Source organism: Nocardia sp. NPDC059236, from assembly GCF_042754085.1.
In the GTDB taxonomy this organism is placed as follows: domain Bacteria; phylum Actinomycetota; class Actinomycetes; order Mycobacteriales; family Mycobacteriaceae; genus Nocardia.
The window spans coordinates 294,414-310,952 of sequence record NZ_JBHZAF010000001.1; the positions used below are offsets into that span (position 1 = coordinate 294,414).

Here is a 16,539-nt window from a genome sequence, read left to right on the forward strand (position 1 = left end):
CCGCGTCCGCCGAATCTCCGTGCGCTGTGCAGCTCTCCCCGCCGCTCCGGCGACGATCACTGACAACCGGATACCGCAGCAACTGTCTAGACAACAATTGCGCCTCGTAAAGCCTGCGACGCCGGATCACCCTTGTCAATGATTTCGTCGAACCCGGCCGGATTCCCCCGGTCGAACACGCCGCGCGGAAAAGAGCGCGATGGGCACACGGGGGAGCGCTCGCGTCGGTAGGGTGACACCTCGGTCCGGGTCCGGGACGTGCGGTGTCGGGCGTCGGTGGAGTGCTGCGCAGTATGTGGAGTGGGTTCGATGTCAGAGTCAGTGCCGACCGTCGGCGGCCGGTATGCCGCGGTAGTCGATGCCGCCGGTGCGCGGGTGCCCATCTACACGCCGGAGTTCGCGGCCGACCCACACCGGGTCTATCGGGAGATGCGGGACAAGTTCGGGGCGTTGGCTCCGGTGGAGTTGGCGCCCGGGGTGCCGGCCACACTGGTGCTCGGATATCGCACGGCGGTAAGGATTCTCAACGATCCGGACCGTTTTCCCGCCGATCCACGGGAGTGGCAGGCAGGGGTTCCCGCCGACTGTCCGGCCCTGCCGATGATGCAGTGGCGGCCGAATGCCTTGCGTAATGCGGGAATCGAGCACGCGCGGTACCGGCGGATCAATACCGCCGGGCTGGCCGGAATCGATCAGTACGGTCTGCAGGGCACGGTGGAACGGGTCGCGGTGTCGCTGATCAATACGTTCTGTACGTCCGGGTCGGCAGATCTGGTGCGCGACTACGCTTTTCCGCTGGCATTCCGGGTGCTCAACCACCTGTTCGGCTGCCCGGTGGACATCGCGGGGCAGGCGGCGGAGGGTTTTCGCGCCATCTTCGAGGGCGTCGGCGCGGAACAGGGCAACAAACTGCTCGTGGACGCTCTGCTGCGGCTGACCCTGTACAAACGAGCGCACCCGGGCGACGACGTCACCACCCGCATGCTCCGGCATCCCGCCGATCTGAGCGAGACCGAAATGGTGCACCAGCTGGCCACGCTCTACGGCGCGGGTATCGAGCCGCAGCAGAATCTGATCGCCAATACGCTGCTGCTGTTCCTGGTGGACGACCGGTTCCGCGGCAGTGCCCTGGGCGGCAGCCTGTCCACCCGGGACGCGCTCGACGCGGTGCTCTTCGACGATCCCCCGATGGCGAACTTCTGCATCAGCTTTCCGCCCCGGCCCGTTCTGCTGGACGACCACTGGCTGCCCGCGCACCAACCGGTCGTCATCAGCATGGCGGCCTGCAATACCGATCCGGCCATCCGCGACAAGGAGCTGGCGGGTAACCGTTCGCATCTTGCCTGGGGTGCGGGCCCGCACTCCTGCCCCGCCAATTCGCTGGCCTATCTGATCGCCCAGGAGGCCGTCGACCAGCTGCTCGACGCCCTCCCGGAAATCCAGCTGGCGGTCCCGGCCCCCGAATTGTCTTGGCGGCCAGGACCGTTCCATCGCGCCCTGACCGCCCTCCCGGTCGTCTTCACACCCTCGCCGCCGCTGCCCGAGATGTGAGAGCTGCGGGTGTCACCGGGTGCTTGCCGCCTTCTTCCCCCCGCGGTGGTATCACACGTAGTATCATCACGCTGTGGCCTGGACGATGCGTTTTCCCGCCGATGAAGAGGCTGCGCTCGAGGCGCAAGCCGAGACCGAAGGGCGCTCCAAGCACGAGATCACCCGGGACGCGGTTCGGGAGTACCTCATGCGGCATCGTCGCTGGGAGGAGCCGCTGGTCGACGATGAGGACACCTTCGATATGGGTGGTCCAATCGGCAAGGACGATATCCACGATGCGATGAATCGGCCCGCATGATTGTCGTCGCGGATACTTCGGGCTTGCTCGCGTTGTTCAATCGGTCCGATCCCGAGCATTTCGCGGTCCGACGGGCGGCGGATGCCGCGAGCGCTCTGGTGGTGAGCCCGCTGGCGCTGACCGAGGTGCATCATGTGGCGAGCGTCCGTGCCGGCCGGAAGGTCGCCGATGCAGTGCTGGGCAAACTGGCCGACCGTATCGCAGTTACTCGTATTGTGCTCGGGGAAATCGGTGCCGCACAGTTGCGTTCGGCTCTGGAGTTGCGTTCGGCATACTACGACCTCGATCTCGATATCGTCGATGCGACCTGCGTCGTGCTGGCCGACCACTTCGACACCGATCGGATCTTGACGTTGGACCGCAGGGACTTTCGCACGCTCCGGCCGTTGGGCCGCTACTCTGCCTTCCAGATCCTCCCAGATGACTTCGCTGGGTAGCAGCGATGCGGGTCGAGCGGGGCCCTTGGCTCGGTGGGATCGTTGGAGGCCGTCCAGCGTCGATTCGGCGTGGATGGTTTCGGGCGGCTATGTCCGGTTTACCGAAGCTGTTGCGCGGCCGATCAACTCGTGGATGAATCGCATCTTGTCCAGTGCCGCCGGGGCCAGGACGAAGGGATAGAGGTCGGGGTGGCCCATCGACCGGTTGACCTGGTTGAGGGCCCATGACAGTGGCAGCCAGTGCTCGATGAGACGATCGAAACCGGTGTTGGCGGGTAGCCGCACTTCTGATCGGGTGCTTGCCGAGGTCATCGCGAATGATGCTGCGGTATCGAGGGTTTCACGGATGTGGAGGTAGTGGGCGAAGGTCTCGGCCCAATCCTCGACGGGATGCATTGCGGCATACGAGGAGACGAACCGATCCGGCCAGTCCGGTGGCGGGCCGATCCGATAGTTCCGGTCCAGTGCGGCCACATAGTCCTCGTCGGGGTCGCCGAACAGTGCTACGAATCTCGGCTCCCGCAGGCCGTCGCCCACCAGAACCTGCTGGTAGTGGTGGCCGAGTTCGTGGCGGAAGTGGCCCACGAGTGTCCGGTATGGCTCGTCCATCGATACGCGGAGTCGTTCGCGGTGCACATCGTCGCTTTCGGCGAGGTCCAGCGTAATCAGCCCGCTGTGGTGGCCGGTCGTCACCTCCTCACCCGCGCTGGACAACAGATCGAAAGCCAGGCCGTGGTCGGGATCCTCGTCTCGCCCGACGATCGGCAACCCGAGTTCGTTCAGCTCGAAGATCACCCGCCGCTTGCTCGTCTCGGCTTCGGCGAATTGGGCCAGCGCCGGGGAGTTGTCGTCCGCGGGCCGGGTTCGGGTCAACCGGCACGAACGGCACAATTCACCGCCGGCCCCGGTTGCCGCTGGGGCCAGCCAATTGCACCGGGCGCGCTGCAGATTGCCGCATGTCCGCCAGCGCTGACCGTCAACAGTGGTCGTCCCGCGCGTATCGAGGACGAGCAGGGTGCGACTGGGCAGGTGAAACCCCAGTGCCCCGCCGCACCTCAGGCAGACCGAATTCTCGAACGACAATCGCTGTCCGCACCGACCACACGTGAAGTCTCGCAAGGGATTCCTTCCAGTCGTACCTTCTGCTCCCGCCTTCTTCGTTCGGACCCCTGGCTGCGGGTACCCCCGAAGAGCAGGCGTCGGGCGTGTCGCCCGGGCCGGATGTGAGGTATCGACAATGACCACGGAAGGAGCGTCGGAGTTTCCGCCGCTCGACGGCGCTGCGGATCTTTCCCGCGCGACGCAGCTGCAGCAGGGAGAGGTGCTGGCCGACAGCCGGAACTGGGCGGGCTTCGCGTTGATGTTCTTCGGCGTCCTCGCCACTGCCGTCGCGTTCCTGGCCCTCTGGCTGCATCGGCCGACCCTGGGCCTGGTCGGGACGACCCTGGCCGTCGTCGGCCTCGTCAGCGGCGCCGCGCTCATCGTCCTGGAACGACGCAGGCGAACGACGGTGACGACCGACATCGACGAGCCGATCGTCTGGCGTCCAGCCGGGCCGCCGCGGTATTGAGTCTGACCCGGTGCAGCGATGTGGTGTTGAGATGGCGGACTGACCCAGAGGCGAGGAGCTATCCGTCGGTCGAATCATTCTCGGCCGAAACGCTTTTGCGCAGAATGCGGAAATCACGCTGCAGATCGCTGAGCGATACCGCACACACCCGGCCGCCACCGATAGGTCGAACCTCCGCGTACGGAATCGGGTTGTGTCGCACCGCTGTGACCTGAATGGAAGCGCCGAGCGCGGTGTCGTGGATGGGGACCAGACGCGTTCCTTTTGCGATTTCCACGGTTCTCGACCTCCGGGTGTATGCCGCGATCTGTTTCGTATTCGCGTACCCGCCTCGGCGTCGGTCAAACGGCACCAGGTCGTCTTCACGCCCTCGGCGCCCCGGCTCGAGCGGTGAGGGTCATGGGGAACCGAAGCCTGGCCAGGCGCGATGCACTGGCCAGGCGCGCACTCGTCAGTTGATGGAGAAGCTGCCCGCCATCGGGGGCGTGCCGGCCGCTCCGGCCGCCACGGTGCCGATCGGATCGCCCGAGCAGTCGATGCTGGCGTAGAAGGTGGCGTCCTGGTCGGTCGAGTTCGTCACGGTAGTCGTGTCCAGGTCGGTGAGCTTTATCCGGACACAACCGGACGGGTTGACGAGAACCCTGCCGTTCGAGACCAGGGTGCCGGTCGACGCGCCCGCGGTCGCGGGCACCAGCACCGCCACCATCCCGGCCACCGCGGCAGCGCCGAGTACTCCAGCAATACGCAACTTCATTGGATCCTCCGTGGTGAATCTGCACCCGATCGCTCGGGCACGTAACCCTGGCAAAGTACACCGGCCGAAGGCGCCGCCATGTATCCAGGAAAATACGGGCGTGTTTCGGCATGCGACCGGACCGCTGCCCGCGAATGCCCCACCAGTGCAGACGATTACCCTGGCGCCGGGCTTTTCGGAGGGCGCGGTCGCCGTGGGCAAGCGGTCCGCGAGTGCGGTGTCGCGGCCCGAGATCACCTGGCGCCCAGGTATCGGCGATTTCGAGGCGGTCTCGGAGGCCTCGACGCCGACGGTGTAGTAGTGAACTCGAATAGCGCAGCATTCCTGTGCAACAGGCAGATTCGTCTCGGGCACGGACACGCGGGGATCGGACTGGGCGGTCATCGGATGCGCATTCAGGGCGTGCCGCCGCGGGGATGGCCCTATCGTCCGCGTCATGCCGTCGAACAACCACGAGGTGCCGTTGGAACTGTTCCGGGAGCGACCGGAGTTGGCCGCGAAAGTGGCCCGTGACGTCTTCGGCCTACCCGTTCCAGAGGACACGTGCTGGCGGTTGGGTCCGGAGACGGTGACCGTCCTCGGACCGCTCGAGCTGCACCTGGATGTCGCCCTGGTCGGCGGCAACCCGCAGCGGCCCGAGTACGCGATCATCCAGGAGGTGCAGAACACCTGCACCGCCGACGACCTCGCGCGGATCCGGTCGAGCTGGCCCGAGTATGTGACCAACCTGCGCAAGCGGTTGGGGTGTCCGGTGGTGCTGCTGGCTTACTGTCCGATCGAGCGAGTCGCGGCGGCTGTCGGACAACCGATCCACACCGGCCATCCGGGTTTCGTCTTCACGCCGATCACGTACTGGCCGGGGCGGTTGGGACCGGTCACCGACCCGGACCAAGCGCGAGAATGGCCCGAACTGGTGCTGCTGTCGGCTCCCGGGCATGTGCAAGACGAGTCGCGGCGCCCAGTACTAGAGATGGTGCTGCGGGCGCTCGAGACCTTCGGGCCCGAGAGGGGCCTGATTTACTATGACTACATCAGCGCGCGACTGCCTGAGGCAGCCCGTATCGAGCTGGAGGCCATCATGTCGATTTCGGTCGAGAACTACCAGTGGGAGAGCGAATTCGCCCGGCGCCACCAGGCGATCGGTCATGCGGAAGGCAAGGCCCAGGGCGTGGCGGAAGGTCGGGCGGAAGGCAAGGCCGAGGGGGAGGCTTCGGCGATTCTCACGGTTCTGGCCGCTCGGGGGATCGAGGTTGACGAGGCTGCCCGTGAGCGGATTCTGGCATGCGCTGATCTGGAGCGGCTGTCGGATTGGCTGACCCGGGCTGTCACGGTGGCCGCGGTCGCCGAGCTGTTCGATTCACCCTAGCGCCGCTCGCTCCTGCGGATCTGGCAATGGTCGCCCACGTCGAAGACAACGTCACTGCCGCTGAAATCGCCCTCACTGCAGCGGAATTCGACGCGCTGGCCGACACCGACCGAGCCAGCTAACGCGCGCCGCAGCGAGCGATGGTGCACCCGATTTGGCATGACGGTGGGTGGACGCGCTAATGTTCTCTCAGCCGGAGCGGGGGAGACCCCGAGCCGGACAGTCGCCTCGAGCGACGAGCTACGGTTCTATAGCTCAGCGGGAGAGCACTCGCTTCACACGCGAGGGGTCGCTGGTTCGATCCCAGCTAGAACCACCATAAGGGGCTTACTCGAACCAACCAGCGTCCGCTCGCTGGTTCGAGTAAGCCCCTTTCTGCTTTCTGTGCGGTGGGGGACTGGTGCAGGCGCGGCCGGCTTGATGGAGGGCGGCGAACAGGTCGGTTTTCTCGTCGCTGATCGTCGGTTCGATGGTGTCCTGATGATCGTCGATGTAGAAGCGTTGGTAGAAGGTTTCGTTGAGCAGGCGGCGGACGTCGGTGCTGGCGTCGCGGTACAGGACGTAAGGGTCGGCAACGAGGTCCAAGGCGTGACGGAGCACTCCCGCGCCGATGGTGAGCTCTTCGGAGGTGTTCGTGAGCCCGGCTTCGAGCCGTTTGCGTTGGGTCTGGAGCTGGATCCTTTGCTCCGGAATCGGTGAAAAGTCCCAGTCCCGTTCGGGTGTCACGTCGCTCAGTCGGCGGGTTGGGCAGCCCTGTAGGGGAAGCCGCTTGATCGCAGCGGAATGCCGATCCGGTCATCGGGAAGGCTGACGACGGTGAGAGTTGGGTGGAGGCGGTGTGCGTTGATCTTTGTCTGTTCCCAAAACCAGGCGCGGATCGATTCCACAGGAATCCCCCCAGACCGTGCCCCGGCAGTCGTTCACCGTCGCGGGCAACACCTTCACAAGGGTTCATCGCCCCACGCCAGCCCCGGCAACGTCTGGGTCGAAAACCCTGACACCGGGAAACCGTTACTGCTCAACCATACCGAGGACCACGCGTTCTGGTCCTGGGCGGTGGACGGCATCGGTGATGAAGACTACCGCCTGCGGGACGATCGCCCGCCGCCTCGGCTCGGGGCTGAGGAACACCGCGCACGGCACGCGGCGCGGCGGTAGCGTCGGCCGGAACGACGGAGAGGAGCGGCCGTGTCCGAGCCGAAGGCCGAGTCGGATTCACAGACGGTTGCAGCGATCGAAAAGGCCGCCACCGGAGCGCATCTCGGCAAGTGGGTGGCAACCTATCCGTGGCGGATTCCGCCGGTTCCATGGCGTGGTTACCTCCTGTGGGGCGGGCTGTGGATTGTCATCGCAGGGGCGTGGGGGTTCGCGGCCGGCACCGCGGTCGTAGGCTGGTGGGCGATCTGGTTTGTCGTCGTGTTGGGTCTGCCGCTGATCGCGCGTTCCCGCAGCCGGTCTGGCTTCGCCGACCGGCACGCGCGGTTGGCGCTGTATGAGCGTGGCGTGGTCGTGGTGGGCGAGCGCGGCGTCCTCCATACCGCGCGCTTCGACGCCACACTCGCCTACCTCGTTGCCGCGGAGTATCCGGCCGACGCATTCCGGCGCGGAAAGGGGCGGCCGAGACAGTACACCGGCAACCTCACCGATAGTGTGGGACAACGTTTTCCGCTCACCGGCTACTTCGCCACCGACTTCTGGTTGCGCGGCGGATACACCGAGCCGGAGATTTGGGCTCCTGCGATTCAAGACGGAATTGTCGAGGCCCGATTCGATGCCGCGACCGTGGCACTCGACGCCGGGCAGACCCTCGACTTCGGCCCCGTTCAACTCGCCAAGTCAGGCATCTCCGCCGACTGCCAAACCATCGACCGGGCCAGTATCGAGGGGGTGTCCGTCGATACCGGCCGCGTCGGCGTCATCATCGCAGGAACCTGGCGGCCGTTGAATGGCGCCGCCCTCGAATCGGTTCCGAACTATCGGCTACTGATCGCACTGGCGAATCACCTCCGCGATGAATCATCGTGAAAGCGCAGGTGACACGGCCGCCGGGAATCAGTTCGAGAAATCTGGTGGTAGCTATTGGTGGGCTCGCCTGATCAAGTGTCGCCAGTCGGGGGTTCCCAGCCTAACGGCCCTCGTGGTCGGGGACCTGCGGCAAAGCGGATCCAGGTAGCGGTGACTTGGCCCGTGAGGGCCAGTGACGCGAAAAGTCACGCTAAGCGGCCCGCAGGCGTGCTTTGGATTCCGGAATGCGTTGCTTGGCAGCATGTTCCCGGTTATGGCTGAACGCCGGCGACTGGTAGAGACAGCAAGGGGATCGGCGGAAGATCAACTGGCCGTGGCCATCCGAGGCCGGCCGAACGCGCCATGATGCCGATGTGCGAGCGATTTTCCGCGGTCGCTGAAGCTCCATGCGGCGTCGCGCTGAAGTCGACGATGCACTGAAGCAGCTCGCCTGCTCATTCCTCGAGTGCTTCGCGTTGTGCCGGGCTCAGGCGGTCGGGTCTCGTGGTGAGGGTGTACGTCGTGGGCCCGATGGCTTGCAGGAGGAAGGGATCAGCGACAGCTGGTTGACGTTGGATCGCGTCGAGGGCTGCGATGGTGCGGTCCTGGGGCCAGTCGAGCGCGGTGGCCAGCGCGCTCAGGTCGAGCGGTCGACCGGCGTGTACGAGGGCTGCGAGCACGGTCAGCGCGTCGTAGCCGAGGGTCTCGGCGAGGCGGCTGCCGCGCATCTGCTCGCTGAGCCGGGCGAAGAACTGGCCCATCTTGGCGAGGCGGGCGCCAGGGGTGGTGTCGGCACCGAAGATCTCGATGCCCTGCTGTGCGGCGATCGCTATCTCGCCGTGTGCGCCGGTGTCGGCCTGCCACGCCCGGAGCCAGACGTCGTCGTCGATGAGGTATCGCTGGCGGCGACCACCCGAATCCGGTTGGCGCACCACCAGTTCCATGGCCTCGAGGTAGCCGATGGACTTGGATACCGACGCCGGACTGACCTGTAGCTCGCGCACCAGGTCGGCTGCGGTCAGCCCGTCGGCGTCGGCGGTGAGTAGGCGAACGAACACCCGCGCGGTCATCCGGGGAAGGCCGGTCGCGGCCAGCAGGGTCGCGAACCGGTCCACGAAGCCGCGTACCGCCGCGGGCGGCTGCGCGTCGATCGTGGATGCGGCGGGCCGGGCCGGTTTGCGGCGGCGGGCGCGGTCGCCAGCGGCCTGCTGCGCGTGCTCGGCCGAGTAGTCGCCGGGTGTGCCATTGCGTTCGACCTCGCGACTGATCGTTGAGGTCGGTCGGCCTAGCCGGCGGCCGATCTCGGCGTATCCGAGCCCGTCGGCCAGCCACGCCGCGATGCGGCGGCGGTCCGTATGGGTCAGTCTGCCTCCTGGCACCGGCATACCTCCTGTCCTTGCGTTCATCCACAGTACATTGCAACGACAAGCTCAAGATAGTTGCATTTATTGACAATTCTATTGCAACGATTGGCGTCTATCTCGGATTTTGTCCAGCCTTTCGTTGACGGTGATTGAAACGCAACGTAGCTTTTTCTCATCTGGAAAGAGAGGACCTGACAATGCACGTGATGGCCGTGTCGACCGTTTCGGACGACGGCAAGTTCTGGGGTGGCCTGAAGAAGGCACACGCCAAGCTCCCCGAGGGCGCCACCTGGAAGGTGGCAGTCGCGAGCAAGGACGGCGCCAAGGCGGTGAACATCATCACCGCCGACTCGATCGAGGGTGTCCGGGACTTCTTCGAGACACACGCCGGTGCCTACGCCACGACGGAGTACTTCGAAGCGGACGCCGCGAACGCAGTCGGTCTCCCGCGATGACAGTCGACATGTCACGGCTTCAAGCCCGGGTCACCGCACTCCTCGCGGAGTACGGAATCCCGAGCGCCGCGATCGGTGTGCTCCACGACGGAGAGATCGCCGAATTCGCGGTCGGCGTCAGAAACGTGGAAACCCGGGAACCGGCGATGCCCGACACCCTCTACCAATGCGGCTCCATGACCAAAACGTGGACCGCACTGGCCTTCAGGCAGCTCGTCGACGAGGGGAAAGCCGATCTGGACGAACCGATACGGACCTACCTGCCCGGTTTCACCGTGGCCGATCCCGAGACGAGCGCCAAGGTCACTGCTCGTCACCTGCTGAACCACACCAACGGCATCGAGGAAGCCTACGGCGATCCCGGCGAGGACGACGACGTCTACGAGCGCATGGTCGCCTACATCACCGACGCGCCGCAGGTGTTCCCGCTCGGTCACACCCATGGCTACAGCGCGGCGCTGGGTTACGCCATTCTCGCGCGGATCCTGGAGGTGCTCGACGGCAAACGCTGGGACGATGTCATGCGGGATCGCCTGTTCGATCCCATGGGCCTGACCAGTACGAGCAGCCGGCGCGAGCAGGTGGACGAAACCCGGGCCGCGACAGGGCATCTGATCCGTTCCCTGGACGAGGGCCCCATCCTCACCCCGATCGACTACCTGCCGCGTGCCTTCGGCCCTGGCGGGCACATCACCTCCACAACCAGGGAAGTGCTCACGATGGGGTACGTTCTGCTCAACGAGGGCGTGGCGCCGAACGGAAAGCGCATCGTTTCGGCCGAAAGCATCCGGGAGATGATGTGCTCGCGGGTGCCCGTACCGGATCCCTACATGCTCGGGCCGGAATGGGCGCTCGGGCTCATCGTGTGTGACTGGCACGGCGAAACCGTCTACGCCACCGACGGCAGCACGATCGGTCAGAACGCCAGGCTCCGGCTCCTGCCGGACTCCAACACCGCCATCGTCATGCTGACCAACGGCGGCCCGCGGGAAAGCTTCTACCGCAAGGTGTTCAACGAGATCCTGACCGACCTCGGCATGGTCACCATCCCGGACCTGCCCCTACCGGACACGACGCTGGCACTCGACCTGTCCAGATACGAGGGCATCTACGAGCGACCCGGCGCACGCTACGAGGTGTCAGCCGAACACGGAACGCTGCACCTGACCCTGGTCCTCGACCCAATGCAGGCCGAGTTTCTCCAGAAACCAGACCGCATCAGATACAAGCTGCTCCCGGTGAGCGAGACACATTTCCTGATGCCACCGGCGGATCCGTTGGAGGACACTCAGACGGTAGCGATCTACGACTTCACCAACGGCACTGCGGGATACCTCCACACCAACTGCCGGGTGAGCCCACGACTGGATTGACCTCCGAACAAGATTGAATACCCCTGCCGCCCTGGCTCCGTGCCGTCGGCATGCTGCACACGCTCGAGGTCCTGGGCGCGCTGGCCGAGCAGATAGGTCGGCGAGTAGTAATTTGCCTGCGACCATGGTGCTTTCGGTGTCGAAGACGACCTTCTCCTCGAAGAACGACACCCCGGTCGCCCGATCGCCCTCGATCTGGACGTCGTGCGCGTGCACGAACTGCTTGACCAGCGCCCCCGACGCCGGACCGCTGTTCTCGATCAGCTCCGGAAGACCCGCGAAGTACCGTTCGATCGCCGGTCGACCCTCGGCGCGGCCCAGCTCGCCATAGTCGAGAAAGGCTGTCTCGCTGAACAATTCGCCGACGCGATGCCATTGGCCGTCATTGATGCGGCGGGGTAGCCGGTGGCGCAGGGTGCGCAGTGAGTGCTGGTTCTCCAAGGTTCCGAGGCGCTCGGTGAGCCGTTTCACCTGCTCGATCAACTCCAGGTTGTCCGACATTTCGGCGATGCCTTTCGATCCGTTCGCGCCGCCGGTGTCCCTGCCCGGCTCTCGAAAACCTTTGCACGAGTGGATAACCGGTCACAACAGCCCGGAGCAGAACCTACGGTTCGCCCGTAGGTTTCAGTGCGGGACCGCTCCGGCTGCGGTGCGTCCGGAGACGGGCCGGACGTCGCGGTGCGAGATCAGCCATTCGCCGTCGAACTTCTCGAATCTATCCCGGATCAGGCCGATGACGGTCCAGTCCGCCGGCCGGTCGTAATCGGAGTACGCGGCGGGCGAAGACCAGTGCCACACCGTGGCATATGCGGTGAGCAGCGGCTGCCCACCGGTCCAGTCGATGTGCGTCTGACCGATGACATGCGCGACCGGGCTGCGCTTGTCCTCGGGAACCTGGGTCATGTACGCGGTGAACTCGTCGCGCCCCTCGAAACGGGTGACCGGGCCCGGCATGATCCGGTACTCGATCACCGCGTCGGGCGTGAAACATTCGTTGAAGCGTTCGCATTCGCCCGAATCGGCGATCCGGAAGAAGCGAAAGAACGTCTGGAAGATCGCCCGCTCGGCGGCGATGGTCGCGAGCAGGTCGTCGGGTATTGCGGTCACGGTCGATCCTTGGTCGTGCCGAGGGATATCAAGGTGCCGAGCGGTTCACCGATCTTCCCGAGGCCCGTACGCGCACAGGAAGGTATCGACCGCCACTGTCGCGACGGCCCGCATCTCGGCGGTGGGCACCTTGCGGGTGCCCAGGCGGGAACGGCCCTCCATCGGGCCGGTGATCAACATGAGGAACTGCTCGGCGGCGATCGCCGGGTCGGCGGCCCGCAGGTGGCCCGACAGCGACAGCCGCGCGATCCGATCGGCGAGGGTTTCGGCCAGTTGCACCGAGGTGCGGTTCACGACAATGTCGATCAGATCGGGGAATTGGACGATCTGGGCGTAAGTCAGCCAGCGCAGCGCCCGCGAGCGATCCGTGCAGCACAGACGGATCAATCGGTAGGCGACATCTTCGAGGGTGGCGCGCAGGTCCGGGCCCGGACTGCGCAAACGGTCGACCACGGACAGGCTTTCGGCCAGCACCTTGTCGGCGACCGCGGCCAGCGTCTGCCGGAACAGGGTCTCCTTGTCGTTGAGGTGGTTGTAGATGGTCGGCTTGGCGACACCGGCCTCCTCGGCGATCTCCTGCACGCACGCCTGCGCATAGCCCCGGCGGGCGAACACCACGAAGGCCGCCTCCAGGATCGCCCGGCGTTTGTCGATGCGTCCGCGCGTGGCTGTTCGACCGCCCGGTGGCGTTGTTGCTGTCACCTCCGCAGTGTATCCGACCAGTACTCGAAAATTTGATCCTCTGGTTCAGATTCATGTACCCGGTTGTACTACTCATACAAGGTCACCAAAATGAACCAGCGAGTATAGATTGTGCCGTTCGCGCCTGGAGTTGTCCACCGTCCGAACGGCATTCGCCACTTCTCAGGAGTTGCCGTGACCACTCTGACGCCCATGGATGCCCACATCGCCTTCTTCGACCAGCTGGCCCTCGATGCCGGTCCGGTCGTCATCGTCAACAGGTTCGGTGTCGATCCCGGCGACATTCCCGCCTTCCTGGCCGCGTGGCGCGTGCACGCGGCGTACATGCAGGGCCGGCCGGGCTACATCTCCACGCAGCTGCACCGCGGTATCGGGCCGTCTGCGACATTCGTCAATATCGCCGGGTTGGGGCTGTTCCTGATCGGATCGCTCGGTTCGGGGCTCGCGCCGGAGGTCGGAACGCTGATCGCCTTCCGCATCGTGCAGGGGATCGGCGCGGGCATCGTCGACCCGCTCATGCTCATGCTGCTGGCCCTGGCGGCCGGGCCCAGCCGGGCGGGCCGGGTCATGGGCATCATGGGCATCGTCGGGTCCAGCGGTCCGGTGTTCGGCCCCATCGTCGGCGGACTCATTCTCCGCCAATGGGATTGGCGGTGGATGTTCCTGGTGAGCGTGCCGATCGTCCTGCTCGCGGTGGTGCTGTCGCTACGCATCCTGCCCGCGGATCTGGCTGCGCCGCAGGGGATTCGGGCGCGGCTGGACCTGCTCGGCGTGGTGCTGATCGGGCCCGGCGCGGCCATCGCCGTGCTCGCGCTGACCCAGGCGGCCGAACGGCGCACCTTCGCGGCCTGGCAGGTACTGCTGCCACTCATCGCGGGCGTGGTGCTGTTGATCGCCTACGGTGCGCACGCGCTCCGGCAGCGCGAGAACCCGCCGCTGATCGACCTGCGGCTGTTCACCCGGCGCAGCTTCAGCGCCAGCGTCATCGTCGGCGCCTTCGTCGGCGTGGCGACCTTCGCCAGCCTCTTCGCCATTCCGCTGTACCTGCAGGCCGTGCGCGGTCACGACGTGTTCCAGGCCGGGTTGCTGCTCGCGCCGCTGGGCGTCGGCGCGGCGGTGACCATGCCCTTCGCCGGCCGCTTCTCGGACCGATTGGGTTCGCGGGAACTGGCTTTCGCGGGCAGCGTGGTGACCTTGCTCAGCGCGGTGGGCTTCAGCCTGCTGGGCAGCCACACCCATGAGGTGTGGGTGGTGGTGGCGGGGTTCTTCATCGGCGTCGGAATGGGCGCGACCGGTGCGCCCATCCAGGGTGCGCTGTACCGGACCCTGCCGCCCGAGCAGGTTCCGCAGGGCAGCTCGGTGCTGTACATGCTCAACCAGCTCGGCGGCTCCGCCGGAATCGCGGTGGTGGCCTTGCTGATTCAGACGGCAGCGACGCCGCTGGCGGGCTTCCATCACGCCTACTACTGGATCTCCGGCTTCCTGGCGATCGGCACCCTGGCCACCCTGTTCCTACCCGGCAAGCCCGCCGCCGCACCGTCGATGGACGCGTCGGCCGCGGAGCCGACCGCCGTCCCGCAGGAGGCGTGAATGAAGACCATCGTGATCACCGGCGGCACCGACGGCATCGGCCGATACCTCGCCGGCGTCTACGCCGGGCGCGGCGACCGAGTCGTCGTGATCGGCCGGCATCCGGAGAAGGGCGAGAGGTTCGCCGCGGCGGCGGGATCGAACGTGAGGTTCCTGCGCGCGGATCTGGATCTGCTGTCGGACAACCGGGCGCTGATCGAGGAGTTGCGGAACTCGTATCCGGTCCTCGACGCGCTGGTGCTGTGCGCGCGGTTCTATCGGTCCGCGCGCAACGAGACGCCCGAGGGTATCGAATCCACCTTCGCGCACTTCTACCTGAGCCGTTACCTGTTCGGTCACGAGCTGCGGGAGGCGTTGGAGCGCAGCGGCAATCCGGTCATCATGAACGTGGCCGGACCCGGAGCGGATCTGTCGGCCGTGCAGTGGAACGACATCCAGTTCGAGCGGTACTACAGCGGCGGCGCGGCCCTGGGGCAGGGCGGCAAGCTCAACGACCTGCTCGGTGTCTCGTTCGCTGCGCAGTACCCGGATGGCAAGACTCGCTATGTGCTGGTGCATCCCGGCGTCACCGCGACTGGTCAGACCGGGGAGTACGACCCGGCGACGGCGCTGATGGTGGAGAACATGCGCCGGTTCGGCAAACCGATTCCGGCCGCGGCGAAGCCGATCGTGGACCTGATCGACGCCCCGCCCGCGGACCCCTTGAGCGCGTTCGTCGAAGGCCGGCGGATCCCGATTCGTGGTCGCGGGTTCGACTCGAATGCCGCCGCCCGCTTGAACGAACTGACCGGCAAATTCTTGGCGTCACACCGAGAGTCGGCCCGATAGAAAACACCGCCGCCGGAGATCGAGCAAGAATGTGGATCTGCGAAATGCATATTAAACTTTGCTCCAGGCTGCATTGTGGTTCACGTCACGCCGGGTCGAGTCGCAATTCATTGAGGTTCGGGTCAAACTGGAAGGCAGGTCCCGCGGTCGGAGACGATTACGAAAGATGCTCAGCGACTGCCAGTTCCGTCGTTGCTCGCGCTGACCACCGCGGCTTTCATCACTGTTCTCACCGAGGCGTTGCCCGCTGGCGTACTGCCCGGAATGAGCGCCGACCTGAGAGTCGGCAACCGGGCAGCTGGTCACCGTCTACCCGATCGGAACCGCGGTATCGGCCATTCCGTTGTCGGTAGCGACGGCCGGATGGCGGCGCAAGCGGCTGCTCCTGGCTGGTGTGGCCGGATTTGCGGTGGCCAATACCGTGACGGCGGCATCGCTGTCGTACCCGCTGACGCTGGTCGCGCGGTTCATCGCCGGAATCGCGGCCGGTGTGGTGTGGTGCTGCTGGTCTTCGGCATCGCGTCGATGGTGAGCATCTGGTTCACCGGCGCGCACATCGACCGCCGCCTGCGTGGATTGACCATCGGCGGAACGATTCTGGTGGCCATCGCGGCCGCGATGCTGGCCGCGCAGGTGCACAACGCGGTGCTGATCTACGTGGCGGCGGCGCTGTGGGGCTTGGGCTGGGGCGGCGTGCCGACCCTGCTGCAGACCGCGGTGGCGATCGCCGGCGGTGACGCCGCCGATGCGGCCCAGGCCATGCTGGTCACGCTGTGGAACCTGGCAATGGCTGGCGGCGGTGTCGTCGGCGGGGTGCTGTTGACGCTGTTCGGCTCGATGGCATTCCCGTGGACCGTGCTGGCGCTGCTGGCACCCACCCTGCTGGTGGTCCTCGGGGCTCGCGGGCATGCCTTCCCCACTCGATCGATGGACTACGCGTGAAGGCTCCCGTGTCACCGGGGGCACGACAGCGTGCTCGGGTGTTGCTCGAGGCGGGACTCGAACCCCTCTGCATGGCATCCGTGCCGGTCCGCCCGTGAAACCCGGGGCTTGTCCGGGAGAAGCCGCGATGGTGTCGTGGTCTACGCGGGAGGACGGGTTGACGTGCTCGCCGTGAGAGGTCGTTGAGAGGGAGTGTTG

At 65.9% G+C, this 16,539-nt stretch carries 20 protein-coding genes, 1 tRNA gene and 1 pseudogene; 14 read left to right on the forward strand and 8 right to left on the reverse strand.

The genetic code is table 11. The annotated features are described in order from the left end of the window. The first annotated feature begins 309 nt into the window (after nucleotides 1-309). From ACFXIV_RS01560 to ACFXIV_RS01570, 3 genes are all read left to right on the forward strand, one after another. Nucleotides 310-1,551, forward strand: a complete 1,242-nt coding sequence (locus ACFXIV_RS01560; protein WP_379395454.1) for a cytochrome P450 — start codon at nucleotides 310-312, stop codon at nucleotides 1,549-1,551. A gap of 73 nt (nucleotides 1,552-1,624) precedes the next feature. After that, entirely contained in the window at nucleotides 1,625-1,849 is a 225-nt protein-coding gene (locus ACFXIV_RS01565; RefSeq protein WP_379395452.1) for a ribbon-helix-helix protein, CopG family, read from the forward strand. Then, nucleotides 1,846-2,286, forward strand: a complete 441-nt coding sequence (locus ACFXIV_RS01570) for a type II toxin-antitoxin system VapC family toxin (RefSeq protein WP_379395450.1) — start codon at nucleotides 1,846-1,848, stop codon at nucleotides 2,284-2,286. Before ACFXIV_RS01565 ends, ACFXIV_RS01570 begins: the two co-directional genes overlap by 4 nt. An 87-nt stretch (nucleotides 2,287-2,373) precedes the next feature. On the opposite strand, the gene ACFXIV_RS01575 is transcribed toward ACFXIV_RS01570, so the two are convergent. Further along, nucleotides 2,374-3,405 (reverse strand): putative zinc-binding metallopeptidase, encoded by a 1,032-nt coding sequence (locus ACFXIV_RS01575; RefSeq protein ID WP_379395448.1) that lies wholly within the window; start codon nucleotides 3,403-3,405, stop codon nucleotides 2,374-2,376. A 118-nt stretch (nucleotides 3,406-3,523) separates the two neighbouring features. Here ACFXIV_RS01575 and ACFXIV_RS01580 point away from each other — a divergent pair, with 118 nt between their 5' ends. Beyond that, nucleotides 3,524-3,856, forward strand: a complete 333-nt coding sequence (locus tag ACFXIV_RS01580; RefSeq protein WP_379395446.1) for a hypothetical protein — start codon at nucleotides 3,524-3,526, stop codon at nucleotides 3,854-3,856. 58 nt (nucleotides 3,857-3,914) lie between these two features. Here ACFXIV_RS01580 and ACFXIV_RS01585 read toward each other — a convergent pair whose 3' ends face one another. Together ACFXIV_RS01585 and ACFXIV_RS01590 are read right to left on the reverse strand one after the other, a co-directional pair. Continuing rightward, nucleotides 3,915-4,133 carry a hypothetical protein gene (locus ACFXIV_RS01585; protein WP_379395444.1) on the reverse strand — a complete coding sequence of 73 codons (219 nt, stop codon included), beginning with the start codon at nucleotides 4,131-4,133 and terminating at the stop codon, nucleotides 3,915-3,917. Between the two features lie 174 nt (nucleotides 4,134-4,307). After that, a complete protein-coding gene (locus ACFXIV_RS01590) occupies nucleotides 4,308-4,610 on the reverse strand; it encodes a hypothetical protein (RefSeq protein ID WP_379395442.1) in 303 nt (100 codons plus the stop codon). Between the two features lie 100 nt (nucleotides 4,611-4,710). On the opposite strand from ACFXIV_RS01590, the gene ACFXIV_RS01595 reads away from it, so the two are divergent. The 3 genes from ACFXIV_RS01595 (at nucleotide 4,711) to ACFXIV_RS01605 (ending at nucleotide 6,295) form a co-directional block, all read left to right on the forward strand. Further along, complete coding sequence (locus ACFXIV_RS01595; RefSeq protein ID WP_379395440.1) at nucleotides 4,711-4,908, forward strand: hypothetical protein; 198 nt, start codon at nucleotides 4,711-4,713, stop codon at nucleotides 4,906-4,908. Nucleotides 4,909-5,073: 165 nt separating this feature from the next. Beyond that, entirely contained in the window at nucleotides 5,074-5,976 is a 903-nt protein-coding gene (locus tag ACFXIV_RS01600; protein WP_379421197.1) for a hypothetical protein, read from the forward strand. A 244-nt stretch (nucleotides 5,977-6,220) separates the two neighbouring features. Further along, a tRNA-Val gene (locus tag ACFXIV_RS01605) sits at nucleotides 6,221-6,295 on the forward strand. 8 nt (nucleotides 6,296-6,303) lie between these two features. Here ACFXIV_RS01605 and ACFXIV_RS01610 read toward each other — a convergent pair. Continuing rightward, entirely contained in the window at nucleotides 6,304-6,702 is a 399-nt protein-coding gene (locus tag ACFXIV_RS01610; protein WP_379395436.1) for a hypothetical protein, read from the reverse strand. A 462-nt stretch (nucleotides 6,703-7,164) separates the two neighbouring features. On the opposite strand from ACFXIV_RS01610, the gene ACFXIV_RS01615 reads away from it, so the two are divergent. Beyond that, nucleotides 7,165-8,001 carry a DUF6585 family protein gene (locus ACFXIV_RS01615; RefSeq protein WP_379395434.1) on the forward strand — a complete coding sequence of 279 codons (837 nt, stop codon included), beginning with the start codon at nucleotides 7,165-7,167 and terminating at the stop codon, nucleotides 7,999-8,001. A 434-nt stretch (nucleotides 8,002-8,435) separates the two neighbouring features. On the opposite strand, the gene ACFXIV_RS01620 is transcribed toward ACFXIV_RS01615, so the two are convergent. Then, nucleotides 8,436-9,365, reverse strand: coding sequence for a helix-turn-helix domain-containing protein (locus ACFXIV_RS01620; RefSeq protein WP_379395432.1), 930 nt, complete (start codon nucleotides 9,363-9,365; stop codon nucleotides 8,436-8,438). Between the two features lie 185 nt (nucleotides 9,366-9,550). Between ACFXIV_RS01620 and ACFXIV_RS01625 the strand changes: the two genes are divergently transcribed. After that, nucleotides 9,551-9,799 (forward strand): hypothetical protein, encoded by a 249-nt coding sequence (locus tag ACFXIV_RS01625; protein ID WP_379395430.1) that lies wholly within the window; start codon nucleotides 9,551-9,553, stop codon nucleotides 9,797-9,799. Between the two features lie 8 nt (nucleotides 9,800-9,807). Further along, nucleotides 9,808-11,172 carry a serine hydrolase domain-containing protein gene (locus ACFXIV_RS01630; protein ID WP_379395428.1) on the forward strand — a complete coding sequence of 455 codons (1,365 nt, stop codon included), beginning with the start codon at nucleotides 9,808-9,810 and terminating at the stop codon, nucleotides 11,170-11,172. Between the two features lie 141 nt (nucleotides 11,173-11,313). On the opposite strand, the pseudogene ACFXIV_RS01635 reads toward ACFXIV_RS01630, so the two are convergent. From ACFXIV_RS01635 to ACFXIV_RS01645, 3 genes and pseudogenes are all read right to left on the reverse strand, one after another. After that, nucleotides 11,314-11,673 (reverse strand): annotated as a pseudogene (locus ACFXIV_RS01635) (nuclear transport factor 2 family protein); the annotation flags it as partial. A 123-nt stretch (nucleotides 11,674-11,796) separates the two neighbouring features. Further along, on the reverse strand, nucleotides 11,797-12,279 hold the full coding sequence (locus ACFXIV_RS01640; protein WP_379395426.1) for a nuclear transport factor 2 family protein: 483 nt from the start codon (nucleotides 12,277-12,279) through the stop codon (nucleotides 11,797-11,799). Nucleotides 12,280-12,324: 45 nt separating this feature from the next. Continuing rightward, nucleotides 12,325-12,981 carry a TetR/AcrR family transcriptional regulator gene (locus ACFXIV_RS01645; RefSeq protein WP_379395424.1) on the reverse strand — a complete coding sequence of 219 codons (657 nt, stop codon included), beginning with the start codon at nucleotides 12,979-12,981 and terminating at the stop codon, nucleotides 12,325-12,327. 174 nt (nucleotides 12,982-13,155) lie between these two features. On the opposite strand from ACFXIV_RS01645, the gene ACFXIV_RS01650 reads away from it, so the two are divergent. From ACFXIV_RS01650 to ACFXIV_RS01665, 4 genes are all read left to right on the forward strand, one after another. Beyond that, the gene (locus tag ACFXIV_RS01650) at nucleotides 13,156-14,571 is read left to right on the forward strand and encodes a DHA2 family efflux MFS transporter permease subunit (protein WP_379395422.1); all 1,416 of its coding nucleotides are present in this window, start codon (nucleotides 13,156-13,158) and stop codon (nucleotides 14,569-14,571) included. Further along, the gene (locus ACFXIV_RS01655; RefSeq protein WP_379395420.1) at nucleotides 14,572-15,399 is read left to right on the forward strand and encodes an SDR family NAD(P)-dependent oxidoreductase; all 828 of its coding nucleotides are present in this window, start codon (nucleotides 14,572-14,574) and stop codon (nucleotides 15,397-15,399) included. Between the two features lie 343 nt (nucleotides 15,400-15,742). After that, nucleotides 15,743-15,931 (forward strand): hypothetical protein, encoded by a 189-nt coding sequence (locus ACFXIV_RS01660; protein WP_379395418.1) that lies wholly within the window; start codon nucleotides 15,743-15,745, stop codon nucleotides 15,929-15,931. Beyond that, a complete protein-coding gene (locus ACFXIV_RS01665; protein ID WP_379395416.1) occupies nucleotides 15,898-16,341 on the forward strand; it encodes a hypothetical protein in 444 nt (147 codons plus the stop codon). The genes ACFXIV_RS01660 and ACFXIV_RS01665 overlap by 34 nt, the downstream gene beginning before the upstream one ends. The last annotated feature ends 198 nt before the right edge of the window (nucleotides 16,342-16,539 follow it).